Here is a 15,304-nt window from a genome sequence, read left to right as displayed (position 1 = left end):
GCGCCGCCTTGGGACACATCAGCAACAACTGAGGCCAGCATCAAGTTATTCCTCACCGCCGGCCAGCGAGCTTAATGCAAAGCGTGTTTCGCCAGTTGCTCCGGCGCACTGCGGCTTTTCGCGCCAGCACGCCGGCGAGCCGATGACGTTTGGAAGTTTGGGCAAGCCTTTGAATAATGTAGTGTCAGCCAGCAACACGGCAGTAAGGACATGGCGGCGCAGTCCGACGGCCTAAAATCTGGATCTTGTTTCAGCCGCCCCGCTCGGCGCGGATCGCTGCCTCGCTTGAAGGGTTGAATACCACCACCTGCCAGCGAGGCCACCACCAAGATCATCAAACCGACAAACAGACATACTTAAGTTCGAGAAACTCCTCCATGCCATATCGTGAACCTTCCCGACCAAGGCCGGATGATTTCACACCACCAAAAGGTGCTTCCGCCGTCGAGATGAGACCTGTATTAACGCCAATCATGCCATACTCAAGCGCTTCAGCGACGCGAAATACACGCGAAAGATCCCGCGCATAAAAGTAGGAGGCTAGGCCAAATTCCGTGTAATTTGCTTGGCGAATGACATCGTCTTCATCAGTGAAGCGGAAAAGTGGCGCGACCGGCCCGAACGTCTCTTCGTGCGCAAGCTTCATGTCACTGGTTACATCTGCGAGCACTGTTGGTTGGAAGAAATTCCCGCCCTTCTGGTGCCGGGCACCACCCAGCACAACCCGCGCACCTTTCGCCCGAGCATCCGAGATATGTTCCTCGACCTTGTTAACGGCCGCACTGTCGATCAGCGGGCCGAGCGCCACCTCCGGCTCCATGCCGTTACCGACCCGCAGCTTCAATATCGCCTGGCAAAGCCGTTCTGCATAGGCCTCAAAAACTCCGTCCTGCACATAGATGCGGTTAGCGCAGACGCATGTTTGGCCATTGTTGCGGAATTTAGACACGATCGTACCCTCGACTGCTGCATCCAGGTCAGCATCATCGAATACGATGAAGGGCGCATTTCCCCCAAGCTCCAGCCCCATCTTTTTGATCGTCGAGGCGCTTTGGCGCATCAGTTCCGCGCCGATCTCAGTTGATCCGGTAAACGTCACCTTGCGGACGATTGGGTTCGACGTCATTTCGCCCCCAATCTCCCGTGCCGCGCCGGTTACAACGCTGAAAAGCTCTGGAGGAATACCCGCGCGCTGGGCAAGGACCGCGAGCGCAATCGCGGAGAACGGCGTCTGCGCTGCAGGTTTCAAAACGATTCCGCATCCTGCACCCAAGGCCGGCCCGGCCTTTCGGGTAATCATCGCGTTTGGGAAATTCCATGGCGTGATGGCCGCCACAACGCCAATCGGTTGCTTCATCACCAGGATGCGCTTGTCCGGCTGGTGCCCCGGAATGATGTCGCCATATACGCGACGAGTCTCTTCGGCGAACCACTCTACGAAACTAGCGCCGTAGACGATCTCACCCTTTGCCTCGGTCAAAGGTTTGCCCTGTTCGAGTGTAAGAATTTCGGCGAGATCGTCTTTGTTCTCAATCATGAGTTCGAACCAGCGCCGCAAGAGGCCAGAACGTTCTTTCGCCGTGCGGGCAGCCCATGCTGGCATCGCCAATTGTGCGGCTTCGATTGCTTTTCGCGTTTCGATCGCTCCAAGTTTCGGAACGCGGCCGAGAAGGCGGCCGTCAGCCGGATTGACCACGTCGACCGAAGGACCGTCGCCGACTTCGATCCATTGCCCGGCAACCGGGGCGGCTTGTCTGAACAGGGTCTTATCTTTGAGAGCCATGGCCTCTATCCTTTGCAGAAAGTGTCTGTGCGCCTAGCGCCCAATTTCAAGAAGAATTTCATCTGTAGTGCGACGAGTGCCGTAGCTGGAGCCTGATGACCCAGCACCAATTCCACGCGCGCAAACGCGGCCGACGGCATCTGAAATTTTGGTCGCGAGTTCCGTCTGGCCCAAGTGCTCGAACATCATTGCTGCCGACCATATAGCGGCGATCGGGTTTGCCACGTCCTTGCCTGCGATGTCCGGTGCTGAACCGTGGACCGGCTCGAACATGGACGGCGAGCGGCCGGTCGGGTCGATATTTGCAGACGCTGCAAATCCGAGTCCTCCCTGAATCGCCGCGCCGATATCGGACAAGATGTCGCCGAACAGGTTGGACGCAACAACGACATCCAATGTTTCCGGGAACATGACCATGCGGGCGGCAATTGCATCAACGTGATAGCTGCGGACCTCGACGTCCGGATACTCCGCGGAAAGCTGCCTTGTTACGTCGTCCCAAAACACCATCGAGTGGCGTTGCGCGTTGGACTTTGTTACCGAAGCAAGCTGCCTCCTGCGCTTTCGCGCCATTTCAAAGCCGTATCGGAGAATCCGCTCCACACCGTGACGGGTGAAAACGCTGGTCTCAACTGCGATCTCTTCCGCCGTACCACGGTGCACCCTGCCGCCAGCGCCAGAATACTCCCCTTCCGTATTTTCGCGGATGCAAAGGATATCGATATTCTCGGCACGAAGAGGTCCAGTCACGCCAGGAAGCAGCTTGTGCGGACGGACATTCGCATAGAGGTCGAACTCTTTCCTGATACGAAGTAGAAGCTCATGCAGAGAAATGTCGTCGGATACCTTCGCCGGCCATCCGATCGCTCCAAGCAAGATCGCATCAAAGGTTCGGAGCGTTTCGATCCCGTCCGCCGGCATCATCGCTCCAGTTTCAAGATAGTGATCGCAAGACCACGGAAATGTCGTTGCGGAAAGATTGACGTCGCAAGCTGCCGCAGCGGCAAGTGAAACTTCCCAGGCTGCCGCAGTCACCTCGACGCCCACGCCGTCTCCGGGGATGATTGCGATTTTGAGGTCCACCATACTCTCCGTCCGTGCTTCGAGGAATTTCGATTGAACCATGCAACGCCGGATGCATGGAATTCGGTTCGTTGTGCAGCCTTCTCAAGGTCTCATGCCGTCATTCGACCCGAAGAGTTTACCGGTAATTGGCTCGCTCCCGAGTCTGACATAGCGACCTGCCGGTTATCCGACATTCAATCTCCCGCTTAGCCAACCGATCCATCTCAGTTCCCAAGCGCGAGCCGGGCCCGATTGAAAGAAGTGGCCTCTCAAACGATGGCGTAGCGTGGGATGACGGCAATGAGTGTAAAATCGAACTCAGCGGGAGGAGAAGTATCTTTTGCCGTTGCCGAGATATCGATTATACCGATACGTTGTTCCGGCCGCGATTAGCGCAGAGATAAAGGCGCATGCAAAAGCGCTCTGACAAGTGGGAACAGCTTATGTATTTTACGCTAAGGCAGGTCCAGTATTTTGTGCTGACGGCAGAACTCGGCACCATATCTGGTGCCGCTACTGCTGCGCGAATCTCGCAGTCCGCGCTTACCGAAAGCATCCGGCAACTTGAAGAGCAGGTCGGAAGCGCGCTATTTTCCCGTCACGCCCGGGGGATCGCATTGACGTATGAGGGGCATCGGTTCCTGCGGCACGCCAAACTCATCATTTCCACGGTTAAAGATGCCGAGGACGCCTTCACAGCTAAAATAGACAACGTATCGGGAACCCTTCGCCTGGGCGTGACGAACCTGGTCGCCGGCTATTTTCTCTCCGACATTCTGGCTCGGTTCCGGCGCGTTTTTCCTGAAGTATCTGTAGAAGTGGTCGAGGACCAGCGAAGATATATTGAACATCTCCTCATCAGTGGCGAACTGCAGCTTGCGCTCATGGTTGTGTCCAATATCGAAGAGCAGTTCGCCCTATCGGTCGATTCACTCGTGCGATCGAGATTCAGAGTCTGGGTGTCGCCAAAGAATGGCCTCGCCGACAAGAGCCGTGTCAAATCATCCGATCTGCGCGATCAAAAGCTTATCTTGCTGGCAAATGATGACTTGCTGGAGTCAATCTCCGGTTGGCTGCAAGGCGAGGACCTTATGGATCGGGTCTTTCTCAGAACAACTTCGGTGGAGGCAGTCCGAAGCCTTGTCGGCACAGAGACAGGCGTGGCCATCATGCCCGACCTCGCCTTCCGCCCCTACACCCTCGAAGGCGACCGTCTTGAGGCTCGCCCGGTCGAAGGCCTCTCTATTACGTTGGACGTCGGCCTGGTGTGGCGGCAGGGGTCGCCGGATACCGACCAAGCCGAGATTTTCAAGACCGTCGCCCGTGACTACCATGCGAAACGGTAGCCGAGCGACATATCGATAAAACCGATACGTCATCGCAAGCATTTCGAATTTTCCCTTCCGGTTCTTCCGCGACACACTGTTGACGATTGGATTGCGGCACCACGGCGTGGTGTCTGCGGATCGCCCATCAGTCAGGGAGACATTTAATGGATATGGTTATCACTCCGGCGTTTTCGACGAAGCTGCTCATCAACGGCGAGCTTGTCGAGGGAACTGGCGGCGACGAGAAAATCTTGAACCCGGCTACAGGCTCGACTCTCGTTGCCGTCAAGGAAGCGAGCCGCGATCAGGTAAATGCCGCAGTGGCAGCTGCGCAATCCGCCTTCAAGACTTGGTCGCTGACCACGCCCAGGCAGCGCTCCGAACTTCTGTTCGAAGTCGTTGAGCACCTCAAGCAGAACATCGAAACTTACGCTCGCCTCGAATCCCTCAATTGCGGCAAGCCGTATCTGGGCATGCTGAATGGCGAAATGCCCGCCATCATAGATGCCATTCGTTTCTTCGCCGGCGCGTGCCGAGTGCTGAATGGCAGCGCTGCAGGTGAATACGTCGAAAATCATACGTCCATTATTCGCCGCGATCCGGTCGGCGTGGTGGGCTCAGTGGCTCCGTGGAACTTCCCGCTGATGATGGCCGCCTGGAAGGTCTTTGCACCGATTTCGGTCGGCAACACCGTTGTCGTAAAGCCGTCCGAACAGACTCCCCTCACGCTCCTTCGCCTTTGCGAATTCCTGGCAACTCTTTTGCCGAGAGGCGTCGTCAACGTCGTCACCGGTCGTGGAGAGTCCGTCGGATCCACGCTTGTTTCGCACCCCGGCGTCGCGATGGTCTCCCTGACAGGCGACGTCACGACAGGTCAGAAGGTGCTGCAATCTGCTGTGCCGACATTGAAGCGCACGCACCTTGAACTTGGAGGGAAAGCGCCGGTCATCATATTCAACGACGCCGATCTGGATGCCGCTGTCGAAACAATTCGGATGGCAGGCTTCGAAAATGCCGGCCAGGATTGTTGCGCGGCCTGCCTCGTCTACGTCCAGTCCGGTGTCTACGAAAAGCTTGTCGAGAAGCTAAACGCCGCAATCAAAAGCATCCGCAGCGGTGCGCCCGAGCACGAACAGACTGAACTCGGCCCACTCATCAGCCAGCGTCAGCGAGACCGCGTCGAGAGCTTCGTTCAGCGCGCGCGCACCTCGAAGCATATTGAAGTTCTGACCGGCGGCAAGCCGGCCTCGGGGGACGGCTTCTACTACGAGCCGACTCTCGTTGTCGGCGCAAATGTTCAGGACGAAATCGTCCGTCGCGAGGTCTTCGGGCCGGTCGTCGCGGTATCTCGTTTCGAAACCGCCGAAGAAGTTATCGATTGGTCGAACGAGAGCCATTACGGCTTGGCATCATCCGTGTGGTCGTCAAACGCCACCACAGCGCTCAAAGTGGCGGCTCGCCTGCGCTACGGTACGGTCTGGGTAAACCAGCACTTCACGCTCTTGAGTGAAATGCCACACGGTGGGCTGAGACATTCCGGCTACGGCAAAGACCAGTCCATTTACAGCCTCGAGGATTATACCTCGATCCGCCACGTAATGTTCAACTTCTCGTAGAGAAACAATCGGAGCCACGGCGATGGTTCAACATGAGTGGCAGGCGGCGACAATGACCATCACTCCGCTCAACGGGGCTGACGGGACTATGCAAACCGTCTCCCATGTCGGCTCAAGGTCGCCGTGGTCCCGGCCACAAGCAGGTGCGCAGGCAGTCCCGCGTGCAATTGTCGGAATGGGCTGGAGATCTTCATCCAGTCACAAACCACTCCCGCCCCGTAGTAAGAGCGCAGAGGAGCCCACAATGTCTGAAGAAGACCTCCTCGAGAGGTTTGACGGAGGTGGAGATAGCCACTCTCAGGTCGAGACGCATGAAGTCGCGCGCACTCTCAAACAATATTGGGGGATCCGCGGAAGCCTCAGAAGCCTGGTAGCAGAGCGTGACGAGATCCTGGAGGTTACCACCGATGATAATCGCCGTTACGTCTTAAAGATCTACGGCGCGTCTGAATCGCCATCCTTGGCCGATTTGCGCGCTCGGGCTTGCGTTCACATTGCAGAAAGTGATCCCGCTCTGCCGGTGCCGGAAATTATCCGTACCGATGGCGCTCTGCAGGCGGTGGCGACGATGAAAGCCGGCGAGGATCGTGTGGTCCAGCTGATGACCTTTCTCGACGGCATACCGCAGGTTAGCACTCTCAAAAGCAGCCGGCAGGCATTCGAGATCGGGAAGGCACTTGCAAGAACGGCGAGGGCGCTTGCCCACTTCGAACACCCTGCCGATCGGAGAAACCTCGTCTGGGATCTCGCAAATGCGGCGAACGTCCGACCGCTCCTCCCAGCGATTAGCTCTGGCCGTTGGCAAATGCCTCATCGGATCTTGCAGCGTTTTGAGGATCGCACCCTCTCGATGCTGAGCGATCTTCCCTCGCAAGTGATCCATAACGACTTCAACGGACACAATCTTCTGATGGATCCGTCCGATCCAACAAGGATCACCGGCATCATCGACTTCGGCGATGTGACGAGAAGCCAGCGGATCAACGATGTCGCTATCGCGGCCTGCTATCAGTTGCGTTTTGATGAGTCCGGCCTTTCCGGAGCACTCGACGTGGCGCGAGGCTACAATTCCGTCACCACCTTGAATCCGCATGAGATCGCGATCCTCCCTGACCTCATTCTCACCAGACTCGCGATGGCGGTCGCCATTACGGAATTCCGTGCAACCCGTCTTCCAGAGCGTGCAAGCCAGATCCTGAAGAATACCGGCTACGCATGGCGCGCCCTTTCGCACCTAACGGACCTCGACAAAAACTGGGCAGTCGATCGGTTCTTCGCTGCCTGTGACAAGGAGACTTCCTCATGACCAAGCCGTTGATGATCAATGCGTTCGACCCCAATGCGGTCGACGGGCTAGACGCTGAGACGATGCAGCTGATCGAGCGGCGCAAGAAGGTCCTTGGACCATCCTACAAGCTCTTTTACGAAACGCCGGTCCACGCCGTTTCGGCCGAGGGGGTATGGATCACCGATGGCCGCGGACAGCGTTATCTGGATGTCTACAACAATGTGCCCTCTGTCGGCCACTGCCATCCTAGAGTGGTTGAGGCCGTCTCCCGGCAGATGGCCGTGCTTAACACCCATACGCGTTACCTGAACGATGTCGTCTTGAGTTACGCGGAAAAACTGCTGGGACATTTCCCGCCTGAACTCTCGAATGCCATGTTTACCTGCACGGGCAGCGAATCCTCCGATCTCGCCTTGCGCATCGCCAAAACCTACACCGGCGGGGTTGGCATTGTCGTGACCGAAAACGCCTATCACGGCATCACGGAGCAGATAGCGCGAATGTCTCCGTCTCTGGGCAGTGGCGTTCCGCTCTGGCCCCATGTCAGGACCGTGCCGGCGCCGGATGCATACCGCCTCGGACACGAGAACGTTGCCGAGACCTTTGCCACCTCCATCAAGGAAGCTTTCGAAGATCTGTCTCGCCACGGGTTCAAGCCAGCCGCGTTTGTGGCAGACATGATCTTCTCATCCGACGGCATCTTCGCCGATCCGGCGGGCTTCCTGAAACCTGCTCTCGACGCTGTGCATGCTGCAGGCGCCCTGTTCATTGCCGATGAAGTCCAGCCGGGATTCGGGCGGACAGGTCCGATGTGGGGATTTGCACGCCATGGGATCGTGCCCGACCTGGTCCTGATGGGTAAACCGATGGGTAACGGGCTGCCGATCGGCGGCGTGGTGGCTCGGCCTGAAGTTCTTGGCGAGTTTGCAACCACCGCCCGCTACTTCAATACATTTGGCGGAAACCCCGTCTGCTGCGCCGCCGCTCACGCCACGCTTTGCGTAATCGAGGACGAGGGACTTGCCGAGAATTCCGTGAAGGTCGGTAATTACCTGCAGCAGGGGCTTCGCGAACTCACGACCGGCCTGGCGGCGGCAGGAGATATCCGTGGTGCGGGTCTTTTTGTGGGGCTGGACTTTATCAAGGATCCCGAGACCAAGGAGCCGGACGGCGATCTCGGCCTGTTCGTTGTAAACGCGCTGCGCGACAGGAACATCCTGATCAGTGCAAGCGGCATCGAGGGCAACGTTTTGAAGATCCGCCCGCCTCTGCCGTTCTCGACCGAACATGCTGACATCTTCCTGGAGGCATTTCAGGACGTCATTCGCAGCACCGAATTTCGGCGGAACGCAGCGGCCTAACAATCGGGCGCCTTTCAAAAGGCGCTCACCGTTCAACAGATACTTGAGGGCATGACATGAGCTTCGTTCAAATCAGCAACGTCACAAAGTCCTTCGGCCATTACGCCGCTGTGAAGGGAATCAGTCTCGACGTGGCCGACGGCGAGTTTCTTGTTTTGCTGGGCCCATCGGGTTGTGGCAAATCGACATTGATGCGGATGATTGCCGGCATCGAAACCGTTACGACTGGAGCCATTAGAATTGATGGCAAGGATGTCACGGACCTGTCACCAAAGGACAGAAACGTCGCAATGGTTTTCCAAACCTATGCGCTTTATCCGCATCTCACCGTTCGTGCCAACATCGAGTTTCCATTGCGAAAGATGAAACTCGACCGCAAGCGGATCGAGGAGCGCACACTTTGGGCCGCTCGCATGTTCAGGATCGAGCAGCATCTTGACCGCAAACCGAAGCAACTTTCGGGAGGCGAGCGTCAGCGCGTTGCCTTGGCACGAGCCCTGGTGCGCAGTCCGTCCGTGTTCATGATGGATGAACCGCTGTCCAACCTCGATGCGAAGCTACGGGCAACCGCCCGGCAGGAAATTCAGCAATTCCAGGCGGAAACGAAGGCAACGACGATCTACGTGACACATGACCAGGTCGAAGCCATGTCGCTCGGGCATCGGATCGCGGTCCTGTCGGACGGCATAGTGCGCCAAGTGGGCACGCCGGATGAAATCTATAATCGTCCGGCCGATACATTCGTCGCAACTTTTGTCGGCTCACCCGCCATGAACATCGTTCCGCGCGGCAATGTCCTTGAAGGCTTTCGTCCTGAACAGCTTCTTCATCCTGGGCTGGTTGGCGAAAAGGTCGCGACCAGGGAAGTCAATATCATTGTCCGGCGGGTAGAGAAACTCGGCTCCACTCAACTCGTCTACGGCACGCTGGATGGGGCCGATAACGTGCAAATCGTGGCCGACGTGCCCGCCATGGCGGGCGGCAAGTTCGTGATCGGGGAGCTGCAGGCATTTCGGGTGCCACTTCGAGAAATTCATTCGTTCGACAAGTCGACCGGAAAACGCCTGGAGTCGAGTGCTGCCGCCGCAGCCTGACCAACCGGGGAACGGTCATTAGGAACGGTACCTCATTCGCGCGACTGGGGCGCGGCTTATGGTGGTGTTGGGCACGCATTCGGTCCCCGTGGACAGCATCACGTCTAGAAGCGAAAGACGGATCGATCACTCAGAATCGAAAAACGACAGGGGAATAATCATGACAGATACACCTCGTTTCACAGTTCCGCATATATCGCGTCGGTTTCTTCTGCAATCGAGCGCGATCGCGCTCGGTGCCGCCGCGTTGCCGTCAGGCTTGCTGGCGCAGGGCAAGACGGTCGTCACTCATTCGAACTGGCGTTCGACCGAAATGCCGGATATTTTCCTGAAGGTTTTCGATGATTATCGCAAAGCCAATCCGGATGTCGATCTCCAGGTCGAAGAGATCGGCTTTATCGAATACATCAAGAAAATGGAGCTTTCGGGCCAAGCTGGTGCGTTGCCGGACACGTTCGAACTCTGGGTACCCACACAGCTTGCTCGCTTTGTCGAGGAAGGCTGGATCGCTCCGCTCGACGAATTGATCGATGCAGACAAAGCGGCCGGCAACGATATCCTTGGCGCCTACGAGCCGTGGGCAGACAAGGGCTACAAGGGTTCGACCTACGTCCTTCCCTCGCTCGGCCTCACCAACGTTCTTCTCTGGAACAGGACGGCATTCAAGGCAGCCGGCCTTCCGGACCGCGCTCCCGAGACCATCGACGAGATGCTCGAATTCGCAAAGAAATTGAACAAGCCACCGGAAATGTATGGCCTCGGTCTCGATGGTAACGGCCCTGAGCTTTGGCTTGCTCTCGCCTGGATGTTCTACGCGAATGAAACCCGCATCGGCCGTGTCGGCGGAGACTTTCAGATCAACAAGCCAAAAGCGGTCGAAACTGTTCAGTTCATCGTGGATCTTGTGAACAAGCACGGCGTCGTGCCGTCATTCACGACAACCGACTTCGAGAAGCTGAGGAGTTCGTTTGCAGCCGGGCGTGTCGCCATGATGCCGGACTGGAATGGTGTCCCGGCGGTGATCGAGGGGTTGAAGCCAACGTTCGAATGGGCCATTTCGCCGCTGCCCAAGGGCAAGACTACCGGGGCGATGCTGATGGGCGGTGACAGCACCTATGCTATCAGCGCCAACTCGAAAAACAAGAAAGCCGCCTGGGAGTTTATCAAGGTGCTCGCAGGCCATGACACCCAGCAGGCGATCGCTGACAAGTGGCCTTTCCTTATCACCCGGAAGGAAATCTGGGACGAGGTCCAGAAGGGCACCTTAGGCACATCCGACTCGCTGAAGGTCGCCTTGGAGCAGTCGCAGCGCCCCAACGCCTACGATACCTACAGCGAGATGCCGCCACAGCTGTTGCAGGCAGTGGACATTTTCCGAACCGAACTTCATGGCGTCGTTGCCAACCAGCAGACCGCTCAGGAGGGAATGGACAAGGTGGCCGCGCAATGGGCCGACCTTTACCAGCAATGGGACGAGAGCTACGGCGAACTCGGAGACCGCTACACCCGATAGCCAAGCGCGAAGGCAGTGTGCGGCCAATGGGCCGCGCACCAATCTGAAAGGAGTGCGCCATGACCTTCGATAGCCTTGCACCGCGGGAAAGAGCTTCCGCCGTCCGCCGCCTGATACGTGGCAACTATCACACCTACATCATACTGGGGCTTTTGCTCGGTGTAATGCTGCTGCCGATCGCCTACATGATCATCATCGCGATCACGCCGGCAGATCTGCTCTTCAAGCAGATTATTCCCGAGCGAGTGACCTTTCAGAACCTCCTGAAGGTGTTCTCGACCGAGGAACTGGTATTGCCGTTCCGAAACTCTGTCGGGATCTCCGCTCTCACGGCGTTTTTCACGATCGTTTTGGCGGCGCCGGCTGCATATGGCATGTCACGTTATCGAGTGGGACTATCGGGAACCCTTATCGTCCTGCTGTTATTCACCCAGGTCATCCCGGTTGAGATTCTGGTCCTGAGTTACTTCCCGTTCCTAAAATCCAGCGGTCTTATTGACACCTGGACCGGGCTGATTTTCCTAGACACCACGCTGACCGTGCCGTTCTGCACCCTTATCTTGAAATCAATGTTCGACGGGGTACCCGAAGACATCGAGCAGGCAGCCCGAATTGACGGATGCACGTCTCTGGAATGCTTTTTCCGGATCACGCTTCCGCTTAGTTGGGGTGGCATTCTGGCAGCGTTCATCTTCGCGTTCTTGATGGCGTGGCAGGAATTCCTCTACGGGCTGACATTCACCGCCTCGCTTGATGCGCGCCCAATTACAGTCGCACTCAATCTCCTGATTGGTCACTATACGATCAGCTGGGAAGTGCTGATGGCTGCAAGCTTCCTGTCGGCATTTCCCCTGCTTGTCGTTTTTGCACTGTTCCAAGGTGTCTTCATCAAGGGGATGGTTGCGGGAGGTGTGAAATGATCATCGAACAACAGTCTCAAGCAACTCTGGTTCCCGTCAGTGCGAACCGCGTGAAGCTCGCAAGGACCTACCGGCGAGAGTGGGCTTTCTTTGTCGGTCCCACATTCCTGTTTCTGATTATAACCGGCATATTTCCGCTGGTGGCGAGCATCTACACGGGTTTCTTTCAGACGCGACGCGGGGAGCAGCATTTCGTCGGCTTTACCCACTACAAATGGGCGCTGCACGATGACGTGTTCTGGACCTCGACGCTCAATAGCTTCATCTTTACCGGTGGCACGGTCATAGGGCATTTGTTGATCGGCTTGACCTTTGCGCTTCTATTGAACTCAGCAAAAAGCATGCAGTCCTTTTGGCGGGGGCTGCAGTTCATTCCCTGGCTATTCCCCCCCGCGGCTGTGTCAATCCTTTGGATCCTGATCTATCAGGATCAATTCGGGCTCTTGAATTCCCTGTTTCGCGACATCGGCCTCGCCAGCTGGGCATTTGACTGGCTTGGGCAACCGTCTTCGGCACTGGCGGCTGTGACGATCGCCAGTATTTGGAATTGGTATCCCTTCCTGACGCTGATCTTGTTGGCTGCTCTGCAGAACGTACCCGACGATCTCTATGAGGCGATGGACGTCGACGGAGGGAGCGCTTGGGACAAATTCCGACTTGTCACACTTCCCCATCTCGCTCCGGTGATGCTGACGGCCTGCTTGCTCGACTTCTTCTGGACGTTCCGGTTCTTCGACATGACGTGGATCATGACGAAGGGCGGTCCCGGGCGGTCTTCGGAGGTGCTTGCGACCTATCTCTACAAGCTGGCATTCCAGGAATATCGCTTCGATCGAGCTGCAGCTGTTGGTGGCCTCATTCTTCTGATGATGGCTGTTCTCACGGGGCTTTACCTGGTCGCTTACCGATATGTCGAAAATCTGTCGGGGCGCCAAAGAGCCGCGCCGCACGCGAGCTAGGTGAACGCCTCCCACTCGCAAGACATTCAAATTGTGAAAGGAAACATCAAATGCGCATGAAAACGATGCTGATCGTTTTTTCTGGAAAAGGAGAGCAGATTGGCCATGCACAAGGATTCGTCTCGTCAGCGGCCGACGGCGTTATCGCAACGTCCGATATGGCAGGTATCGGTCAAGACGGCCAGCTCTCAAATCCCTGCGGGAAGGCGCGCTTCGAGACCGTAGTGATGGCAAGAAATGGCCGAACCGTAGAGGCTGGCCGGGTCTTTTTCCCCGAGATCGACAGCTACCTTGACGTGTTTACTCCAGAAACGGGCATGGTGCTCCCGGCGGACGAGGGAAAGGAGATCGGCTCGATCACCTGGCACATCAAGGAAGGCGGCGGCGAGTTCGAAGGCGCGACCGGCGTCGTAACCGGTAATTTTATAGGTTACCCGGACGGCACTTTCGTCGACCACCAAGTCTACCGTGTACTTTTGCCTTGAAAGCAGGGAGCCGGCCTCACCTTGATCAAAGTGCCTGCGCGGCAGTGACCAAGAAATGGATGAATCTGATCGGCTTGAGTGCCTTTATGGAAGGAACCGCTTGATATGAATACCGGATCCGTAACTGGGGTGAAGACGGACGCCATCGTGATTGGCGCAGGTCACAATGGGCTTGTTTGTGCAAATTATCTCGCAAGAGAAGGTCTCCGCGTCCTTGTTGTCGAGGCGCGCGACGTGATTGGCGGCGCCTGCGTCAGCGAGGAACTCGTCCCCGGCGGGACGTTCTCTTCCTGCTCCTACATCCAAATGATGCTGCGACGCGAAGTCGTCGAGGACCTGGAATTGAAGAAATTCGGTCTGGTCTCGGTCGCACCCGAGATGCTGGAGATGGGTCTCTGGGAAGATGGCGACCATGTGATGCTTTGGCGCGATATCGATCGCACGCTGAAGTCGATCGAAAAGCACAACACTCGCGACGGCGCAAATTTCATGCGCTTTGGAACCAGACTCAGGCGTTTTGGCGAGTTAACCGGCGCGCTTTTGATGAGTGATCCGCCTTCTGTCGAGGAACTTCGCGAGGTTTTCGAGCAGGCCGGCGAAACTGAACTGTTCAACGAGTTCGTCCTAATTTCTGCAGAGGATTTGCTTTCGCGATATTTCGAAAGCGACCGTCTTCGCGGCTTTATGATGTTCATGGGGATGGTTTCGACCTGGGGCGGCCCACGAACACCCGGGACGGCCTATGTCTACGGCTACCACGCTCAGGGCGAGTTCGAAGGCAATTATGGTCAGTACGGCCTTCCGCAAGGTGGAATGGGCATGATTTCGAATGCGCTTGCCAAGGGGCTTGAAGCGCATGGCGGTTCCGTCAGAACCGGCTCCCCCGTTCGCAAGGTAATCGTTCGAGAAGGCAAGGCAGCTGGTGTGGAACTGATGTCTGGCGAATTGATCGAGGCAGATCTGATCATTTCCAACGCAGATCCCAAGCGCTCGCTGGAAGGCTTTCTTGATGCAGGCGTTTTGTCTCCCCCGATTGAAAAGAAGGCATCGGAGATCGACGTTCGTGGCTCGATGGCCCGTATTCATCTTCTCGTCGACACGTTGCCCGATTATGTGGGTTTCGCGCCAGGCAAGACGGGACCGCAACACCAGGGTCTCGTCATCATGGGAGCGAGCCCAGCCCTTTACGAAAAGGCCTGGGAGGCACAAAAAAGGGGCAGCTTCCCGGACGATTTCGTGATCGAAGCACTGATACCTTCCGTTACACATCCCGGCTTGGTCGAAACGCCCGGACATCACACGATATCGCTCGGCGTGCAGCAATTGCCATTTGATCTCGCAGAGGGCAACTGGGATAGTCGGAAAGACGAATGGGCCGACAAGGTTCTCGAGGTCTACTTCCGTTACGCGCCCAATCTTCGCGGCAGAATTCTTGGGCGTCATATCATCACGCCGCGCGATCTTGAGCAGGTCTACAATATCACCGGCGGCAACATATTCCATTCCTCGATGGTCGGCACCGAGAATAACTTTGACAAACGTCCGATCGAGGAAGCCGCACACTATCGCACGCCGGTGGAAGGATATTATCTCTGTGGTTCGGGCAGTCATCCTGGCGGCGGCGTCTCTGGTGCACCGGGACATAATGCTGCAAAACGCATCATAGCTGACAGCCAGGGGCGCTACGACGAGCGCCTTATCCGCGAGGATGCCGTCATGCGCAGCTCGACATTGGCAAATCTGGTGATGAGCACGAGCGTTGGTCGCAAGTTCGGTTATTCGGTTGCCCGAAGTTCGATTTTTCGAAAACTAACGGAGCGTATGAACAAGACGAAATAGCCGAAAAGCAAGTCAAACGATCAGGGCTTGATAATGCATTCCGATGAGGCTGG

Annotated in this window: 12 protein-coding genes; 10 read left to right on the top strand and 2 right to left on the bottom strand. The window is 56.8% G+C overall.

The features are described from left to right. Positions 1 to 334: 334 nt before the first annotated feature. Positions 335 to 1,783 carry an NADP-dependent succinate-semialdehyde dehydrogenase gene (gene gabD, locus BBJ66_RS28345; protein ID WP_049732718.1) on the bottom strand — a complete coding sequence of 483 codons (1,449 nt, stop codon included), beginning with the start codon at positions 1,781 to 1,783 and terminating at the stop codon, positions 335 to 337. Positions 1,784 to 1,816: 33 nt separating this feature from the next. Continuing rightward, entirely contained in the window at positions 1,817 to 2,869 is a 1,053-nt protein-coding gene (locus BBJ66_RS28340; protein ID WP_049732717.1) for a tartrate dehydrogenase, read from the bottom strand. A gap of 422 nt (positions 2,870 to 3,291) precedes the next feature. On the opposite strand from BBJ66_RS28340, the gene BBJ66_RS28335 reads away from it, so the two are divergent. The 10 genes from BBJ66_RS28335 (at position 3,292) to BBJ66_RS28290 (ending at position 15,251) form a co-directional block, all read left to right on the top strand. Beyond that, positions 3,292 to 4,194 (top strand): LysR family transcriptional regulator, encoded by a 903-nt coding sequence (locus tag BBJ66_RS28335; protein WP_049732719.1) that lies wholly within the window; start codon positions 3,292 to 3,294, stop codon positions 4,192 to 4,194. Positions 4,195 to 4,340: 146 nt separating this feature from the next. Next, positions 4,341 to 5,792: a gamma-aminobutyraldehyde dehydrogenase gene (locus BBJ66_RS28330; RefSeq protein WP_049732716.1), complete on the top strand. Its 1,452-nt coding sequence runs from the start codon at positions 4,341 to 4,343 to the stop codon at positions 5,790 to 5,792. Positions 5,793 to 6,036: 244 nt separating this feature from the next. Beyond that, on the top strand, positions 6,037 to 7,098 hold the full coding sequence (locus BBJ66_RS28325; protein WP_049732715.1) for a phosphotransferase: 1,062 nt from the start codon (positions 6,037 to 6,039) through the stop codon (positions 7,096 to 7,098). Further along, positions 7,095 to 8,441: an aspartate aminotransferase family protein gene (locus BBJ66_RS28320; RefSeq protein ID WP_049732714.1), complete on the top strand. Its 1,347-nt coding sequence runs from the start codon at positions 7,095 to 7,097 to the stop codon at positions 8,439 to 8,441. The genes BBJ66_RS28325 and BBJ66_RS28320 overlap by 4 nt, the downstream gene beginning before the upstream one ends. 56 nt (positions 8,442 to 8,497) lie before the next feature. Next, entirely contained in the window at positions 8,498 to 9,535 is a 1,038-nt protein-coding gene (locus tag BBJ66_RS28315) for an ABC transporter ATP-binding protein (protein WP_003594322.1), read from the top strand. Positions 9,536 to 9,593: 58 nt separating this feature from the next. Further along, on the top strand, positions 9,594 to 11,048 hold the full coding sequence (locus tag BBJ66_RS28310) for an ABC transporter substrate-binding protein (RefSeq protein WP_225881003.1): 1,455 nt from the start codon (positions 9,594 to 9,596) through the stop codon (positions 11,046 to 11,048). A gap of 59 nt (positions 11,049 to 11,107) precedes the next feature. Beyond that, complete coding sequence (locus BBJ66_RS28305; RefSeq protein ID WP_049732711.1) at positions 11,108 to 11,968, top strand: carbohydrate ABC transporter permease; 861 nt, start codon at positions 11,108 to 11,110, stop codon at positions 11,966 to 11,968. Then, positions 11,965 to 12,927, top strand: a complete 963-nt coding sequence (locus tag BBJ66_RS28300; protein ID WP_049732710.1) for a carbohydrate ABC transporter permease — start codon at positions 11,965 to 11,967, stop codon at positions 12,925 to 12,927. The genes BBJ66_RS28305 and BBJ66_RS28300 overlap by 4 nt, the downstream gene beginning before the upstream one ends. Positions 12,928 to 12,977: 50 nt before the next feature. Then, the gene (locus tag BBJ66_RS28295; protein WP_049732709.1) at positions 12,978 to 13,412 is read left to right on the top strand and encodes a hypothetical protein; all 435 of its coding nucleotides are present in this window, start codon (positions 12,978 to 12,980) and stop codon (positions 13,410 to 13,412) included. Positions 13,413 to 13,517: 105 nt separating this feature from the next. Then, positions 13,518 to 15,251 (top strand): phytoene desaturase family protein, encoded by a 1,734-nt coding sequence (locus BBJ66_RS28290; RefSeq protein ID WP_049732708.1) that lies wholly within the window; start codon positions 13,518 to 13,520, stop codon positions 15,249 to 15,251. The last annotated feature ends 53 nt before the right edge of the window (positions 15,252 to 15,304 follow it).

Origin of the sequence: Rhizobium sp. RSm-3 (genome assembly GCF_001854685.1) — a bacterium.
GTDB lineage: Bacteria > Pseudomonadota > Alphaproteobacteria > Rhizobiales > Rhizobiaceae > Rhizobium > Rhizobium ecuadorense.
Note: the sequence above shows the minus strand (reverse complement) of the source record. Positions and strands in the feature narration are given on the sequence as shown.

Bases quoted from the DNA above. Each gene is read 5' to 3' on its own strand.
- BBJ66_RS28315 (WP_003594322.1), top strand. From the start codon at position 8,498: ATGAGCTTCGTTCAAATCAGCAACGTCACAAAGTCCTTCGGCCATTAC.
- BBJ66_RS28335 (WP_049732719.1), top strand. From the start codon at position 3,292: ATGTATTTTACGCTAAGGCAGGTCCAGTATTTTGTGCTGACGGCAGAA.
- BBJ66_RS28330 (WP_049732716.1), top strand. From the start codon at position 4,341: ATGGATATGGTTATCACTCCGGCGTTTTCGACGAAGCTGCTCATCAAC.
- BBJ66_RS28295 (WP_049732709.1), top strand. From the start codon at position 12,978: ATGCGCATGAAAACGATGCTGATCGTTTTTTCTGGAAAAGGAGAGCAG.
- BBJ66_RS28340 (WP_049732717.1), bottom strand. From the start codon at position 2,869: ATGGTGGACCTCAAAATCGCAATCATCCCCGGAGACGGCGTGGGCGTC.
- gabD (WP_049732718.1), bottom strand. From the start codon at position 1,783: ATGGCTCTCAAAGATAAGACCCTGTTCAGACAAGCCGCCCCGGTTGCC.
- BBJ66_RS28305 (WP_049732711.1), top strand. From the start codon at position 11,108: ATGACCTTCGATAGCCTTGCACCGCGGGAAAGAGCTTCCGCCGTCCGC.
- BBJ66_RS28310 (WP_225881003.1), top strand. From the start codon at position 9,594: ATGGTGGTGTTGGGCACGCATTCGGTCCCCGTGGACAGCATCACGTCT.
- BBJ66_RS28300 (WP_049732710.1), top strand. From the start codon at position 11,965: ATGATCATCGAACAACAGTCTCAAGCAACTCTGGTTCCCGTCAGTGCG.
- BBJ66_RS28320 (WP_049732714.1), top strand. From the start codon at position 7,095: ATGACCAAGCCGTTGATGATCAATGCGTTCGACCCCAATGCGGTCGAC.
- BBJ66_RS28290 (WP_049732708.1), top strand. From the start codon at position 13,518: ATGAATACCGGATCCGTAACTGGGGTGAAGACGGACGCCATCGTGATT.
- BBJ66_RS28325 (WP_049732715.1), top strand. From the start codon at position 6,037: ATGTCTGAAGAAGACCTCCTCGAGAGGTTTGACGGAGGTGGAGATAGC.